Here is a 14,796-nt window from a genome sequence, read left to right as displayed (position 1 = left end):
TAGCCGGATCGGGCCGTCAGGAGAAACGCGATGCGATTGATCTTTATGGGCACGCCCGAATTTTCGGTGCCGGTACTTGATGCGCTGGTGCAGGCTGGGCATGACATTCGTGCGGTTTATTGCCAGCCGCCGCGCCCGGCGGGACGGGGTAAGAAGCCGCGTCCGAGCCCGGTGCAGCAACGGGCGGAAACGCTTGGCCTCTTGGTGCGGCATCCGGTGTCGTTGAAGCACCCTGATACCCAAGAGGAATTTGCGGAACTTGACGCCGAGGCGGCGGTGGTTGTGGCCTATGGGTTGATCCTGCCGCAAGCTATTTTGGATGCGCCGAAACATGGCTGTTTGAACATCCACGCAAGCCTCTTGCCGCGCTGGCGCGGGGCGGCGCCGATTCACCGGGCGATCATGGCGGGGGATGCGAAAACCGGTGTTTGCATCATGCAGATGGAGGCGGGGCTCGACACGGGGCCGGTGCTGCTTTGCGAAGAAACCAAGATCGGCGCGGCGGAGACCACTGCGGAGCTTCATGATCGGCTCAGCGACATGGGTGCGCTGGCGATAAACAAGGCGCTGGCGCATTTGACGGATCTCACACCGCAGCCGCAGCCGGAGCAGGGCGTGACCTATGCCGCCAAAATCGACAAGTCCGAGGCGCGCATCGACTGGACACGTCCGGCGGTTGAAGTGGATCGGCTGATCCGGGGCTTGTCGCCGTTTCCAGGGGCGTGGTTTGAGATTGATGGCCAACGGGTGAAGGTCTTGGGATCGGTGCTGGATGAGGGCCAAGGCGCGCCGGGCGAGGTGTTGTCTGACGACCTGCGCGTGGCCTGCGGCGACGGGGCGGTGCGGCTGACGCGCTTGCAAAAAGCGAGCAAAGGGGCGCAGGACGCGGATGTGTTCCAGCGCGGTGCGCAGATCGCGGTTGGGGCGCGTTTGGCTGAGGTCTAGGCTCGAGTCTTTATAGCGTCCCCGGTGGGGACGCGGTGCCTCCGGCGGAAGTATTTTGGGCCAAAAAGAGCGGGCTCAGCTTTTGGGTGGGGTGCTTTTGTAGACGGGCAGGTGCCAGCCGAAGTACAGCGAGCCGGCGCGGAGGACCCACGTGGTGACCGCGCAGGCGAGGAGCGGGTAGAGCGTGCCTTCGGTGTAGGGCGCAAGGAGTACGGCCACGGCGGCGCCGGAGAGGGCGGCGGTGGCATAAAGCTCGCCTTGGGTCAGGACCAGCGGCAGTTGACCGACGACCACATCGCGCATGAGCCCGCCCATGCAGCCTGTTATCATACCCATAACGATGATGATGGTGGGGGATTGCTCCTGTGCCATGGCCACACCGACCCCTGCTGCGACAGCTATCGCCAGCGCCAGACTATCGAGCCAGATCAGCGTGCGCAGGCGGCTTTCGAGCAGGTGAGCGGTAAGGAAGACGACGAGTGCAGCGACAATGGCCACGGCCAACATGCTGGGGGTTTCGATCCAGAAGATTGGATTGCGATCCAAAAGCAGATCGCGGATCGTGCCGCCGCCTACGGCGGTCAGGCAAGCGATGAAGGCAAATCCGACGATGTCGAGCTGCGCACGGCTGGCGACCAGCGCGCCTGTGATGGCAAAGACCAGCACGGCGGCATAGTCGAGCAGGGCCAGCAGCGTCACTTCTTGGCGCCCGGTTTGAAAGGGGCCATGCCGGCGCGGGCCAGTTCGTCTGCGCGCTCGTTTTCGGGGTGGCCGGCGTGACCCTTGACCCATTTCCACGTCACATTGTGGCGTGCGTTAGCAGCGTCGAGTCGTTGCCAGAGTTCGGCGTTCTTCACGGGCTTCTTGGCGGCATTCTTCCAGCCGTTCTTTTTCCAGCCGAAAATCCAGCCGGTGATGCCGTTTTTGACGTAGTTGCTGTCTGTCACGATGGTGATTTCGGTCGCCCGGCTAAGCGATTCGAGTGCCGAGATCGCGGCCATGAGTTCCATGCGGTTGTTGGTAGTCTGTGCTTCGCCCCCCTTAAGCTCGCGCTCTTTGACGATCTTGTCGCCGTCCATGGCGCGCATCAGCACGCCCCAGCCGCCGGGGCCGGGATTGCCGGAGCAGGCTCCGTCGGTATAGGCAAAAAGGTCTGGCATGTGGGCTCCCGTCACGGTGTTTGACGCGGTTTAGGCGCGGGACGCGCGCGGGTCAATCAGGCGGGTTGGCGCAATACGCGGGGGACTTTGAACTCGACGTTCTCCTGCGCAGTCTCCACCAGTTCGGAAGTCACGGTATAGCGGGCTTTGAAGGCGTCGATCACTTCGTTGATGAGCACTTCGGGCGCCGAGGCGCCTGCGGTGATGCCGATGCTGCTGATCCCCTCAAGCGCGCGCCAGTCAATGTCGTCAGCGCGTTGTACCAATTGAGCGTATCCGCAGCCTGCGCGGGCGCCGACCTCTACCAGACGTTTTGAGTTCGACGAGTTAGGGGCGCCTACGACCAGCATCGCGTCGCATTTGGGTGCCATCGTTTTGACCGCTTCTTGGCGGTTGGTGGTGGCGTAGCAGATGTCTTCTTTGTGCGGACCGATGATAGCAGGGAAACGCGCTTGCAGCGCGGCCACAATGTCGGCGGTGTCGTCCACGCTGAGCGTCGTTTGCGTGACATAGGCAAGGCGGGTTTCGTCGCGCACATCGACGGCTGCCACATCATCGGGGGTTTCGACGAGCAGTACATCGCCCTCGGGCAGTTGACCCATAGTGCCGACCGTTTCGGGGTGGCCCGCATGGCCGATCATGATGATCTGAAGGCCGGCATCCGCATGGCGCTGTGCTTCGATATGCACCTTGCTGACCAGCGGGCAGGTGGCGTCTACATAGATCATATTGCGCGCCTGCGCGGCGGAAGGCACGGATTTCGGCACGCCATGGGCGGAGAAGATCACAGGCCGGTCGTCGGGGCATTCCGACAGTTCTTCTACAAAAACCGCACCCTTGTCGCGCAGCCCATCGACGACGAACTTGTTGTGAACGATCTCATGACGCACATAAACCGGCGCGCCCCATTTCTTGAGCGCCATTTCGACGATCTTGATCGCCCGATCCACGCCTGCGCAGAAACCGCGGGGCGCGGCGAGGTAGAGGGTGAGGGGGGGCTTGGTCATTGCAGGTCTCCGGGCGGGTTTGGCGCAGAGGTAAGGGCTTGGGGGGCATTCGTCTACCCGTCAGCCCCGTCGCTGGCGTCTTTCTGCGGCGCGCCGTGGACAAGCGCGGCCGCTTGCGCGCGGTTGTGAATACCCAATTTGCGATAGCCGGATTTCGCATAGTCCGAAACGGTATGGACAGAAAGCCCGCAGCGGTGCGCGGTTTCTTGTCGGCTATAGCCGTGGGCCAAGAGGTTCACGACCTCGGATTCGCGGGGTGTAAGTTGATCAAAAGCGGCAGGCCGGTCGGGGAGGGGCAGAGGGGCGGTGCCGGTCAGGTCTTCGATACGACGGTGCATGAGCAGGCAGAACAGGCGCAGTTCTTCGGCGATTGACCGGAAGTTTTCCTCAAACGTCGCGCCGTCCATGTCATTGCCGATGATGAAGCCGCCAAAGCGGTCCGAGCCCTGCAGCCGCATCGGCACGGCGAAGGCCGCGCGTAATCCATCTTCGGCGGCCCGCGTGATAAAAGCGCGCTCGGTTTCGGTCACGTCCGGGTACTGATCTACAAAGGCTTCGCCGATGGTGAGCACTTCGTAGCTGTTGCAGGAGTGGTGCAGAAACGGATCATCTTCCGGCGGGATATGGGTGTAGAGGTCGGGAACCGTACAGCGGACCTGAGCGGCCCTGAACTCAGCATCAACACTGATGTGAATGGCGTGGGTAAAGCCGACCTCGCGCAGGGCGGCGACCAGCCCCTCCCAAAGGTCATCTACATTGGTTAAATGCTCCAGCCTTGCCGCGGCGTCGACCAACATAGCGCTCTCCTATCCCCCCTCTTTCGGGGGGTCGTCTACTACTACGGGAAAGTGTTATATTAGATCAAGGGGAACGCGTGGAAACATGTGCTGTATTGTATCTTCCCTGGGGTATTTGAAACATTTCACGGGCTAGGGGCGTCTTGCGCCGCTGGCCCGTTATTTATTTGAGCAATAGATGTTTCGGCGCAAGGAAGCCCTGCTGGTAGGGTATGGGTAACCGAAGTTCGGGGCCGAGCGGTCTGTCAGCGGAAGAATCAACCTTCGGTTGCAGGTGCCGGATCGCGTGGCGGGCGTCCTATGACATCACGTAAATCATCCAGTTCAATGAAATTGTCGGCCTGTCGGCGGAGGTCGTCAGAAATCATCGGCGGCTGGCTGCGAATTGTTGAAACGACCGAGACGCGCACGCCCTGGCGCTGCAGGCTTTCGACCAGGGGGCGGAAATCACCGTCGCCGGAGAATATCACGATGTGATCGACATGAGGGGCAAGCTCCATCGCATCCACGGCGAGCTCAATGTCCATGTCGCCTTTGACTTTCCGTCGGCCCAGACTGTCGGTGTATTCTTTGGCCGGTTTTGTGACCATGGTGAAGCCGTTGTAGTTCAGCCAGTCGACCAGCGGGCGGATCGGGGAATACTCATCATTCTCCAGCAGCGCGGTGTAATAAAAGGCACGCAGGAGCTTGCCGCGACGCATGAACTCTTGTCGCAAGAGCTTGTAATCGATGTCAAAACCCAAGGTTTTGGCAGCGGCGTAAAGATTGGAGCCGTCAATGAACAGCGCCAAACGCTCGTCTTTATAGAACATCTAACTATCCTTTCGGCAGGCGTCGCCGCACTTCCCGGGTTGATCTCTGGGCGTCGGGGTCTAACAAGATCGGGTAAACCAAGACGTAATTCGTTTCGCTGCTTACCTAGGGTTTTTACAGAATGTCGCAAGGGCAAGTTAACGGGGAGGTGGGCGAGACAGCCACCGTTCCCATGCACGACCTATTAATTGCGCTCGGCGGTAACCTCGCGTCGTCCGTTGGTGCCCCCCGGGAAACGCTGAAGGCGGCATTAAAATTACTACAAACATCTGGCGCGGTGATTCGCGCCACCAGTACATTCTACCACACACCGGCCTTTCCCGCAGGCAATGGTCCAGATTACGTGAATGCCGCAGTGCGGGTCACCGCGCCTTGGGGTCCGGTCAAAGCGCTTGGCGTGCTGCACCGGATCGAAGGGCAAATGGGGCGCGAGCGAGAGCAGCGTTGGGGCCAAAGGACGCTTGATCTTGATCTGCTGGCTTGTGACGACATGGTGCTGCCCGACCGTCAAACCCACAAGATATGGCGAGAATTGCCGCTGGAGGCACAGATTGGGCGGGTGCCGGAGCAATTGATCCTCCCCCATCCTCGTTTGCAGGACCGGGCATTTGTGCTGGTGCCTTTGGCGGATGTCGCGCCGGAATGGGTCCATCCGCTGCTCGGCAAGCCGGTGCGGGCGCTGCTTGACGCTTTGCCGGAACGTGACAAGGCTGCGGTGCGACCCTTGTAATATCGACTTGTAAATCTGTCCGAAGAAGCCTAAATACCGCACTTCTGGCAGCAAATGAGATATTGGAGGCTTCATGGCCCGCGTCACCGTCGAAGATTGTGTGGATAAGGTTCCGAACCGTTTCGAACTCGTTATGCTGGCTGCACATCGTGCCCGCGAGATTTCTGCCGGATCGCCGCTCACCGTTGACCGCGACAACGACAAGAATCCCGTCGTGTCCCTGCGCGAGATCGCTGATGAGACACAGTCCGCCGACGACCTGCGCGAGCGTCTGATCGAGAGCAACCAGAGCCAGATCGAAGTCGATGAGCCCGAAGAGGACGCCATGGCGCTTTTGATGGGTGCCGAGCAGGACAAGCCTGAAGAAGACAGCATGTCCGAAGAAATGTTGCTGCGCCAGTTGATGGCCGCTCAAGGGCAGGGCTAACCCCCGCGCCCCGGCCGGGGCCAAGAGGCAGATGGCATGAACAGCGCCGACATCACTGCCGACGATCTGATCGCCCTTGTTCAGGGCTACAATCCCCGAACCAATGAAGCATTGATCCGCGCGGCGTTTGACTACGGCGCGCAGATGCATGAGGGCCAGTTCCGCCATTCCGGCGAGGCCTATTTTACCCATCCCGTTGCCGTCGCCGCGATCCTGACCGAGCAACAGTTGGATGATGCCACGATCATCACCGCTCTGTTGCATGACACGATTGAGGACACCAAGGCGTCTTACGCGGAGGTGCAGAGCCTTTTTGGCGGCGAAGTGGCGGAATTGGTGGACGGTGTCACCAAGCTGACCAACCTCCAGCTCAACTCGACCGAGACCAAACAGGCCGAGAACTTTCGCAAGCTGTTCATGGCGATGTCCAAGGACTTGCGGGTGATCTTGGTCAAGCTCGCGGACCGTTTGCACAACATGCGCACGATCAAATCGATGCGGCCGGACAAGCAGATCAAAAAAGCGCGTGAGACGATGGACATCTACGCGCCGCTGGCTGGGCGTATGGGCATGCAATGGATGCGCGAAGAGCTTGAAGACCTCGCCTTTCGGGTGCTGAACCCCGAGGCCCGCGCGTCGATCATCCGCCGTTTCATTACCTTGCAGCGCGACACTGGCGACGTGATCCAGCGCATCACTGGCGACATGCGGATCGAATTGGAGAAGGCCGAGATTGAGGCCGAGGTCTTTGGCCGCGCCAAGAAACCCTATTCGATCTGGCGCAAGATGGAGGAGAAGGAGCAGAGCTTCTCTCGCCTCTCGGACATCTACGGCTTTCGCGTCATCACCGCCTCTGAAGAAGACTGCTACCGCACACTTGGCACGATCCATCGCCGCTGGCGGGCCGTGCCGGGGCGGTTCAAAGACTACATCAGCCAGCCCAAGACCAACGGCTACCGCTCGATCCACACCACTGTGTCGGGGCGCGATGGCAAACGCGTCGAGGTGCAGATCCGCACGCGGCAGATGCATGACGTGGCCGAGACCGGCGTCGCTGCGCATTGGTCCTACCGCGACGGTGTGCGCAGCCGGAACCCCTTTGCTGTCGATCCCGCCAAGTGGATCAGCCAACTGACCGAACAGTTCGACGCCGAGACCGACCATGAGGATTTCCTCGAAGCGGTGAAGCTTGAGATGTACGCCGACCAAGTGTTCTGCTTCACGCCCAAGGGCGATGTGGTGAAGCTGCCGCGTGGCGCCACGCCGATCGATTTTGCTTACCAGATCCACACAAGGATCGGGAACGCCTGTGTCGGGGCCAAGATCGACGGCATGCGCGTGCCACTTTGGACCCGGATCAAGAACGGTCAGTCGATTGAGATCACCACCGCGCAGGGCCAGACCCCGCAGGCCACGTGGCTCGATATTGCCACCACGGGCAAGGCCAAGTCGGCCATCCGCCGTTCCTTGCGCGAGGTCGACCGCGAGCGCTTTGTCAAACTGGGCCGCGAATTGGCGCGCTCGGCCTTCAGTCAGGTCGGCAAGGAAGCCACCGACAAGGTGCTGCGCACCGTTGCGAAGAACATGCGCCTGAACGGGCCGGACGAGGTGCTGGCGCGTTTGGGCAGTTCGGAACTGACGGGCCGTGAAGTGGTCGAATCAGTCTATCCCGACCTTGCCCCGCAAAAGGGCGATCAGATCGACGTGCGCCGTGCTGTGGTCGGGTTGGAGCCGGGCCAGAGCTTTGACCGCGCGCCCTGCTGCACGCCGCTGCCGGGAGAGCGGATAGTTGGCATCACCTTCCGCGGCAAAGGCGTGACCGTCCATTCCATCGACTGCGACCGATTGTCCGAATACGAGGATCAGCCCGACCGCTGGCTCGACCTGCGCTGGCACGATGGCAGCCATCCGGCGGTCTATTCCAGCGGGCTCGACATCACCATCGGCAACGGCGCTGGCGTCTTGGGGCGGATTTGCACCTTGATCGGTGAGGCCTCGGCCAATATCTCCAATCTCGAGTTTGTGGAACGCAAACCTGACTTTTACCGTTTGCTGGTCTATGTGGACCTGAGGGATGTAAGCCATCTGCATTCACTTATGTCCACGCTCGAAGCCGAAAGCGAAGTTGCTGATGTCAGCAGGCATCGCAACATGAGCGCCGGAAAGAGTGCCGAAGAGCCCGCCTGAGCCGGGCAGATGAAACGCCGAGACTGGACCTGAGACTTGATTTTCAAACGCCGCGATCCGAAACCGACCCTGCGCGCGCTGGCCGAGTTTCTGTGGCCGCGTGGTGGTTGGACGCGTGCGTTTCACTATGTCAAACACCGGATGCGTCGGCTGCCGGATAGCCCTGAGCGCATTGCGCGGGGAATTTGGGCCGGCGTTTTCACCACCTTCACGCCCTTCTACGGGCTGCATTTTGTGGTCGCCTTCCTCATTGCGCGGCTGATGCGGGCCAATATTCTTGCGGCGTTGATGGCGACCTTCTTTGGCAACCCGCTGACCTATGTCCCAATTGGCATTGCGTCCTTGCAAACAGGGCACTGGCTGCTGGGCGCGCCTGTGGCCGCCACGGAGCATCGGTCTTTCGGCGGCAAGTTCCTCGATGCCGGGCGGGATTTGCAGGAGAACTTCGTCGCGATCTTTACCGATGCGACGATGGATTGGTCCGGGCTGACCGTGTTTTTCCATCAGGTCTTCTACCCCTACCTGATCGGGGGCATCCTGCCGGGGATGATCTGTGCTTCTGTTGCTTATTATTTGTCGGTGCCTGTCTTGCGGGCCTATCAGAAGCGTCGGCGCGGGATGATCAAGGCGAAGTTCGAAGCGTTGAAGCATAAGGCGGCGCAGAAGGCTGACGCCAAGCGGCACGCGGATTGAACGCGGCCAGTTCGGCAAGGCATCTGCTACATTCCTGACCTTCTTCGCGCGCGGATCATTCCCCCGCGTCCTTTGCCCGACAAATTTTACGAAAATTGTCCTTCTCCCTATGGGGTTGGCTAAATTTCCGACCTATGGTCACCGCAAGTGATGCAAGAGGGATGACCATGGCTGACCAACCAAAGCTGAGATTGGGCGTGAACATCGACCATGTCGCGACCGTGCGCAATGCGCGGGGCGGGGCCTATCCTGACCCGCTGCGGGCCGCGAAGATTGCCGAGAAGGCCGGAGCCGACGGCATCACGGCCCATCTGCGCGAAGACCGGCGCCATATCTCGGACGCCGATATCGAAGGGCTGATGGAGGTCCTCTCGGTGCCGCTGAACTTCGAGATGGCCGCCACCGATGAGATGCAGAAAATCGCTCTGCGTCACAAGCCGCACGCCGTCTGCATCGTCCCCGAAAAGCGCGAGGAGCGGACCACCGAGGGCGGGCTGGAAGTCGCGCGCGAGGAAAACAAACTCGCCCATTTTATCGCACCGCTGCGCGAAGCGGGCAGCCGTGTGTCGATCTTCATCGCCGCTGAACCAGCGCAGATCGAAGCGGCCAACCGGATCGGGGCCGAGGTGATCGAACTGCACACTGGCGCCTATTGTGACGCATTCGCAGAGGGTCGGTGGGAGGAAGCTGACAAGGAACTGTCGAAACTGCGCGAAATGTCCAGCTTCGCGGCGTCCTTGGGGTTGGAGGTCCACGCAGGTCACGGGCTGACCTATGACACGGTGACCCCTGTCGCGGCTTTTCCAGAGGTGCGGGAATTGAATATCGGCCATTTCCTGATTGGCGAGGCGATCTTTCTCGGACTGGAACCCGCGATAGCAGAGATGCGCCGCCTGATGGACGCCGCCCGCGACGCATAAGAGCGCAGCGGAAATTCACTCATCTCCTCTTTGGTATGGACCCAAAGCCGTTTTGCCGCGTTGGGACGGCAGACTGGTAAACATACCTAGGAGGCAATAATGAGCGACCATATCGATACACTGAAGAAACTGCACACCCGCCTGATCGACAGCCGCGATGGCTATCGTGAATCCCGCAAGCAGGTTTCGGACGAAGCCAGCTTTGTCGGCTTCTTCGATAAGCGCATCGCCGAGCGCGAGAAGTTCCACACCGAACTGCACCGCCAACTGGGCGTTGATGGTGTTGAGGTTTCCGAAGACGGTTCCGCCGCCGCTTCCGCACACCGCGGTTGGCTGAAACTGCGCGACGCAGTGACCGGCGATGATGAGGCCGTCTATGACGAGATCATCAATGGCGAATCCGCATTGGTCGAAGTCTATGACGACGCGATCAAAGCGACTGCTGGCCATACAGGCTACGGTTTCCTGACCGAGCAGCGCGCTTCGGTCCAGCGTGCCATTGACGAGGCGAAAGCCGAGAAGGCCCGCCACGCGATTGCGTAATCTGCGCTAGAGCGAACAACCTTAACGCCGTCCCTCACCGGGGCGGCGTTTTGCGTTACAGCGGCGAATGCTTCATCCTTTTCCTCGCTGTCGCAGCGTGGTCTATTGCTCGAAAGGGCGCGACGGCCCCGCGACTGAACAGAATGGCACCCCATGATCCTTGGCATTGGAACTGATTTGGCAAACATCGAGCGTATCCAAGGCACGCTTGATCGCTTTGGCGACCGCTTTCGCAACCGGGTGTTCACAGAGGTCGAGCAGCACAAGGCCGCGCGGCGACGCGATGTGGCAGGCACCTATGCCAAACGATGGGCGGCGAAAGAGGCCTGTTCCAAAGCGCTTGGCACCGGGCTGCGCATGGGGATTGCGTGGCGCGACATGGCGGTGAGCAACTTGCGCACCGGGCAACCGGTGATGGAGGTGACGGGATGGGCCGCCGAGCGTCTGGCCGAGATGACCCCGCCGGGGCATGAGGCGATCATTCACGTCACCCTGACCGACGATCACCCTTGGGCGCAGGCCTTTGTGGTGATTGAGGCGCGTCCCCAGTCCTAAACGCCGCGTTCTAGGCCATTTCGCTGCACCTAACGGCCCTGCGACGCCGCTTCTCTTGACTTGCCCGACAGTGCCAAGCATGTAACGCCAAACCGATATGTCAGGAGCGCCGCATGGCCGCCAAGGAAAAAACCGGCAACGCCTTTGTCGAAACCATCAAGACCATCGTTTGGGCGCTGTTGATCGCGGGGGTCTTTCGGACGTTGTTCTTCCAGCCGTTCTGGATTCCCTCGGGTTCGATGAAAGAAACGCTGCTGATCGGCGATTTCCTCTTCGTGAACAAGATGGCCTATGGCTATTCCTACGCCTCCTGTCCCAGTCTGATGATGCCCGGTTTGGGGATCGAGATCGACGCCAAGGATGTTTGCGGCGTGTTCGACGGAGACAACGAACGTCTGTTCGGCTCCGAGCCTGAGCGCGGCGATGTCGTGGTCTTCCGCCACCCTGTCTCGGGCCGCGACTATATCAAACGTCTCATCGGCCTGCCGGGCGACAAGGTGCAAATCCGCAATGGCGTGGTTAGCCTGAACGGCACCCCGGTCGAGCTTAAGGACGACGGCGTCTTTGAGGAAGTCATGGCCCCGCAAGGCCCACAACGGCTGCGTCCACGCTGTGAAAACGGTCCCGTGGGCCAAGGCGGTGTGTGTAAGAAGAGCCGGCAGATCGAAACGCTGCCGAACGGCGTCTCGCATCCGATCCTGAACATCGGCAACCAACAGTCCGACAACACCGGCGTTTATACCGTGCCTGCTGGCCATTACTTCTTCATGGGTGACAACCGCGACAACTCTGCCGACAGCCGTCTGGCGCAGAAAGCGGGCGGTGTGGGCTTTGTGCCCTTTGAGAACCTGATTGGCCGTGCCGACCGGATCATGTTCAGCTCGGCGGGCCGTTCGATGCTGTTCTTCTGGACCTGGCGCAGCGACCGTTTCTTCGAAGCGGTCAGATGAAGCTGAGCGGGGATCTCAAAGCCTTTGAGGCGCGGATCGGCCACAGCTTTGCCAAGCCGGAGCTGCTGGGCCGAGCGGTGACCCATGCGTCGATGTCCTCGGCCAACCGCGACGACAACCAGCGGTTGGAGTTTCTGGGCGACCGGGTCTTGGGCCTTGTGATGGCCGAAGCGCTGCTGGCGCTTGATCCGGGTGCCACCGAAGGCCAATTGGCCCCGCGTTTCAACGCGCTGGTACGCAAGGAAACCTGCGCCGATGTGGCGCGTGAGATTGATCTGGGCAAGGTGCTGAAACTGGGGCGCTCCGAGATGATCTCGGGCGGGCGGCGCAAGCAGGCGCTGTTGGGCGATGCAATCGAAGCAGTGATCGCGGCGGTCTATCTGGACAGTGGGTTTGACGCGGCCAAAGATTTGGTCCTGCGGCTTTGGGGCAATCGCCTCAAAACCGTCAAGGAAGACGCCCGCGACGCCAAGACCGCCTTGCAAGAATGGGCGCAGGCCCGTGGGTTCAATCCGCCGCGATACGACCAGACGGGGCGCAGCGGACCGGATCACGCGCCGGTCTTTACCATCACAGCGCGGCTCGACAATGGTGCCGAAGCCGCTGCCACAGCGCCCTCAAAACGCGCCGCCGAACAGGCCGCTGCCACCACGCTGCTGCGGCAATTGGAGAAAAACTCATGACCACCCGTGCCGGATTCGTCGCCCTGATCGGAGAGCCCAACGCGGGCAAATCCACGCTGCTGAACCGCATGGTGGGGGCCAAGGTCTCTATCGTGACGCACAAAGTGCAAACCACCCGCGCCCGCATCCGCGGCGTGGCGATGGAGGGCGACGCGCAATTGGTCTTTGTCGACACGCCCGGCCTGTTCCAGCCGCGCCGCCGCTTGGACCGCGCCATGGTCGCCGCCGCTTGGGGCGGGGCTGCGGATGCCGATGTGGTGGTCCTGCTCATTGAGGCGCACCGCGGCATGACCGAAGGCGTCGAGCGCATCCTCGAAGAGCTTGGCAACATCGCCAAAGGCCGCCGCGTGGCGCTGGCCATCAACAAGATCGACCGTGTCGAAGCGCCCGTGTTGCTGGGCCTCACTGAAAAGATGAACGCGGCCTTTGATTTCACCGAGACCTTCATGATCTCCGCCGAGCGTGGCCACGGCATCGACACCCTGCGCGCATGGCTCGCCGGTGAAGTGCCGGAAGGCCCGTGGCTCTACCCCGAAGACCAGATTGCGGACCTGCCGATGCGCAACATCGCAGCCGAGATCACCCGCGAAAAGCTGACCCTGCGCCTGCATCAGGAACTGCCCTATCAGCTCACCGTCGAGACCGAGAACTGGGAAGAGCGCCCCGACGGCTCCGCCCGGATCGACCAATTGGTCTATGTCGTCCGCGACGGCCACAAGGGCATCGTGCTGGGCAACAAGGGCGAGACGATCAAGGCCGTGGGCAAGGCCGCGCGCGAGGAACTTGAGGAATTTCTGGGCCGCAAGGTGCATCTCTTCTTGCAGGTCAAAGTCCGCGCCAATTGGCTGGAAGAGGCCGAGCGCTATTCCGAGATGGGCTTGGATTTTAAAGATGGCAACACCTAAGCCGCAAGGCCAAACATGCCCCGTCTGACCGCGCGATTCTGGGTTGATGCCTATCTGACCCGGTTGCGCTTGCAGGACATCCCCGCCTTTGTTGTGGCGCATGGTGATGACACCGGCGGTGCGGTGCTGGTGAAACTGGCCACGCTCGATGGCCGCGCGGTGCTGTTTCAGCGCTCCTTTGATCTGATGACCGGGGACCGCAAGTGGATTGAACTGGCCACGGGCGACGAGCCTGAGGTCGATGCGACCGTCACCCGCCAGCGCAGTTTCGATCCGGACCTCTGGGTGATCGAGGTCGAGGACCGTCAGGGCCGGCACCTCTTGGACGAACCGGGATTTAGCTGATGGAATGGCGCGATCAGGGCATCTTGCTGAGCGCGCGGCGACATGGCGAAACCTCGGCGATTATCGAAGTTTTTACCCCCGAACAGGGCCGCCACGCGGGCGTCGTGCGCGGCGGCACCAGCCGCAAGATCGCCCCCAGCCTGCAACCCGGCGCGCAGCTTGATTTGGCATGGCGCGCGCGGCTGGAAGACCACATAGGCGCTTTCACGGTCGAGCCGCTGCGCAGCCGCGCTGCTGTGGCGATGCAGAACCGGCTCGCGCTGGCGGGGCTGAATGCGGTGACCGCGCTCTTGGCCTTCTGCTTGCCGGAACGCGAGCCGCATCCCGCCCTCTACCGTCGCACTGAGGCGCTCTTGGACATGCTAGGGCAGGGGGACGTCTGGCCGCTGGCCTATCTGAAATGGGAACTGCGTCTGCTGGAGGAGATGGGCTATGCGCTCGATCTCGACAGTTGCGCTGTAACGGGCGCGACCGAGGGGCTGATCTATGTCTCGCCCAAAACGGGCCGGGCGGTGTCGGCCAAGGGCGCAGGGGAGTGGGCCGACCGTCTGCTGCCACTGCCTCCGGTGCTGCGCGGCGGGGCGGGCAGTGATGCAGAGGTGGCCCAAGGGCTGGTGACCACGGGCCATTTCCTCACCGCGCATCTGGCGCGTGATCTGGGGGGCAAACCGCTGCCCGAAGCGCGTGCCCGTTTTATCGACGCCTTCAGTCGGCGGCTTTGAACACCAGCGTCGGGCCTGCATCGTCCGACAGGATCAGCGTGTCGCCCAGCACATCCGAAATGCTCGCGCCTTCCAACGCTTTCAGGAAGGTCGCTTCTGCCGCAAGGTCCGGACAAGCGCGGCGGGTAACGGCGATGGGGCCGGCGTCGAACCAAGGGTAGGGCACCGTCATCGTGGCGCTATAGGCGTTGCAGGGCGCCTCTCCGGCGATCTGGCCGGCCTCGGGGAAGGTCAGCGTGGCGCGACCCTCGAAGGGGGCGCCGTTCAATTCGACAAGCCGCCATGTCTTGTCGCCCGCGCCATAGGCGCGGACGGTTTCGTCGCCCTGACATTGCGGCAGGGCGCTGAGGGCGGCAAGGATCAAGAAACTGCGCATGGGCTGTCCTTTGGGAAGATGCGCCGCCTATGTCCCTG

19 protein-coding genes are annotated in these 14,796 nt (G+C 61.6%); 13 read left to right on the top strand and 6 right to left on the bottom strand.

Annotated elements, in window-relative coordinates; genetic code table 11:
- Window positions 1-30: 30 nt before the first annotated feature.
- Entirely contained in the window at window positions 31-945 is a 915-nt protein-coding gene (fmt, locus tag BLS57_RS01105) for a methionyl-tRNA formyltransferase (RefSeq protein WP_093738311.1), read from the top strand.
- A gap of 75 nt (window positions 946-1,020) precedes the next feature.
- Here fmt and BLS57_RS01100 read toward each other — a convergent pair whose 3' ends face one another.
- The 5 genes from BLS57_RS01100 to BLS57_RS01080 all read right to left on the bottom strand — a co-directional run bounded on the left by BLS57_RS01100 (window position 1,021) and on the right by BLS57_RS01080 (window position 4,721).
- A complete protein-coding gene (locus BLS57_RS01100; protein WP_093738309.1) occupies window positions 1,021-1,644 on the bottom strand; it encodes a trimeric intracellular cation channel family protein in 624 nt (207 codons plus the stop codon).
- Complete coding sequence (gene rnhA, locus BLS57_RS01095; RefSeq protein ID WP_093738306.1) at window positions 1,641-2,105, bottom strand: ribonuclease HI; 465 nt, start codon at window positions 2,103-2,105, stop codon at window positions 1,641-1,643. Before rnhA ends, BLS57_RS01100 begins: the two co-directional genes overlap by 4 nt.
- A 56-nt stretch (window positions 2,106-2,161) precedes the next feature.
- The gene (ispH, locus tag BLS57_RS01090) at window positions 2,162-3,112 is read right to left on the bottom strand and encodes a 4-hydroxy-3-methylbut-2-enyl diphosphate reductase (protein WP_093738304.1); all 951 of its coding nucleotides are present in this window, start codon (window positions 3,110-3,112) and stop codon (window positions 2,162-2,164) included.
- A 53-nt stretch (window positions 3,113-3,165) separates the two neighbouring features.
- Entirely contained in the window at window positions 3,166-3,909 is a 744-nt protein-coding gene (locus BLS57_RS01085) for a helix-turn-helix transcriptional regulator (protein WP_093738302.1), read from the bottom strand.
- 257 nt (window positions 3,910-4,166) lie between these two features.
- The gene (locus BLS57_RS01080) at window positions 4,167-4,721 is read right to left on the bottom strand and encodes a LabA-like NYN domain-containing protein (RefSeq protein ID WP_093738300.1); all 555 of its coding nucleotides are present in this window, start codon (window positions 4,719-4,721) and stop codon (window positions 4,167-4,169) included.
- Between the two features lie 122 nt (window positions 4,722-4,843).
- Here BLS57_RS01080 and folK point away from each other — a divergent pair, with 122 nt between their 5' ends.
- From folK to recO, 12 genes are all read left to right on the top strand, one after another.
- Entirely contained in the window at window positions 4,844-5,452 is a 609-nt protein-coding gene (gene folK / locus BLS57_RS01075; RefSeq protein ID WP_341868805.1) for a 2-amino-4-hydroxy-6-hydroxymethyldihydropteridine diphosphokinase, read from the top strand.
- A 73-nt stretch (window positions 5,453-5,525) separates the two neighbouring features.
- Window positions 5,526-5,879: a DNA-directed RNA polymerase subunit omega gene (gene rpoZ, locus BLS57_RS01070; protein ID WP_093738298.1), complete on the top strand. Its 354-nt coding sequence runs from the start codon at window positions 5,526-5,528 to the stop codon at window positions 5,877-5,879.
- 36 nt (window positions 5,880-5,915) lie between these two features.
- Complete coding sequence (locus BLS57_RS01065; protein WP_093738295.1) at window positions 5,916-8,066, top strand: RelA/SpoT family protein; 2,151 nt, start codon at window positions 5,916-5,918, stop codon at window positions 8,064-8,066.
- A gap of 36 nt (window positions 8,067-8,102) precedes the next feature.
- Window positions 8,103-8,759, top strand: a complete 657-nt coding sequence (locus BLS57_RS01060; RefSeq protein WP_093738293.1) for a DUF2062 domain-containing protein — start codon at window positions 8,103-8,105, stop codon at window positions 8,757-8,759.
- 167 nt (window positions 8,760-8,926) lie between these two features.
- Window positions 8,927-9,679, top strand: coding sequence for a pyridoxine 5'-phosphate synthase (locus BLS57_RS01055; protein ID WP_093738291.1), 753 nt, complete (start codon window positions 8,927-8,929; stop codon window positions 9,677-9,679).
- Between the two features lie 99 nt (window positions 9,680-9,778).
- A complete protein-coding gene (locus tag BLS57_RS01050) occupies window positions 9,779-10,222 on the top strand; it encodes a PA2169 family four-helix-bundle protein (protein WP_093738289.1) in 444 nt (147 codons plus the stop codon).
- 153 nt (window positions 10,223-10,375) lie between these two features.
- Window positions 10,376-10,777: a holo-ACP synthase gene (gene acpS, locus BLS57_RS01045; RefSeq protein WP_093738287.1), complete on the top strand. Its 402-nt coding sequence runs from the start codon at window positions 10,376-10,378 to the stop codon at window positions 10,775-10,777.
- Window positions 10,778-10,890: 113 nt separating this feature from the next.
- Window positions 10,891-11,727, top strand: coding sequence for a signal peptidase I (gene lepB / locus BLS57_RS01040; protein ID WP_093738285.1), 837 nt, complete (start codon window positions 10,891-10,893; stop codon window positions 11,725-11,727).
- Window positions 11,724-12,410, top strand: coding sequence for a ribonuclease III (gene rnc / locus BLS57_RS01035; protein WP_093738283.1), 687 nt, complete (start codon window positions 11,724-11,726; stop codon window positions 12,408-12,410). The genes lepB and rnc overlap by 4 nt, the downstream gene beginning before the upstream one ends.
- Complete coding sequence (gene era / locus BLS57_RS01030) at window positions 12,407-13,315, top strand: GTPase Era (RefSeq protein WP_093738281.1); 909 nt, start codon at window positions 12,407-12,409, stop codon at window positions 13,313-13,315. The genes rnc and era overlap by 4 nt, the downstream gene beginning before the upstream one ends.
- 15 nt (window positions 13,316-13,330) lie before the next feature.
- Window positions 13,331-13,660, top strand: a complete 330-nt coding sequence (locus tag BLS57_RS01025) for a DUF1491 family protein (protein ID WP_093738279.1) — start codon at window positions 13,331-13,333, stop codon at window positions 13,658-13,660.
- Window positions 13,660-14,382: a DNA repair protein RecO gene (gene recO, locus BLS57_RS01020; RefSeq protein WP_093738277.1), complete on the top strand. Its 723-nt coding sequence runs from the start codon at window positions 13,660-13,662 to the stop codon at window positions 14,380-14,382. The genes BLS57_RS01025 and recO overlap by 1 nt, the downstream gene beginning before the upstream one ends.
- On the opposite strand, the gene BLS57_RS01015 is transcribed toward recO, so the two are convergent.
- Window positions 14,366-14,758 carry an META domain-containing protein gene (locus tag BLS57_RS01015; protein WP_093738275.1) on the bottom strand — a complete coding sequence of 131 codons (393 nt, stop codon included), beginning with the start codon at window positions 14,756-14,758 and terminating at the stop codon, window positions 14,366-14,368. The two genes, recO and BLS57_RS01015, sit on opposite strands and share 17 nt — an antisense overlap.
- Window positions 14,759-14,796 lie beyond the last annotated feature (38 nt).

This window comes from Sulfitobacter delicatus, assembly GCF_900102535.1.
GTDB classification, from domain to species: domain Bacteria; phylum Pseudomonadota; class Alphaproteobacteria; order Rhodobacterales; family Rhodobacteraceae; genus Sulfitobacter; species Sulfitobacter delicatus.
The sequence above is the reverse complement of the archived record's forward strand: the minus strand, read 5'-3'. Positions and strand labels throughout refer to the sequence as shown.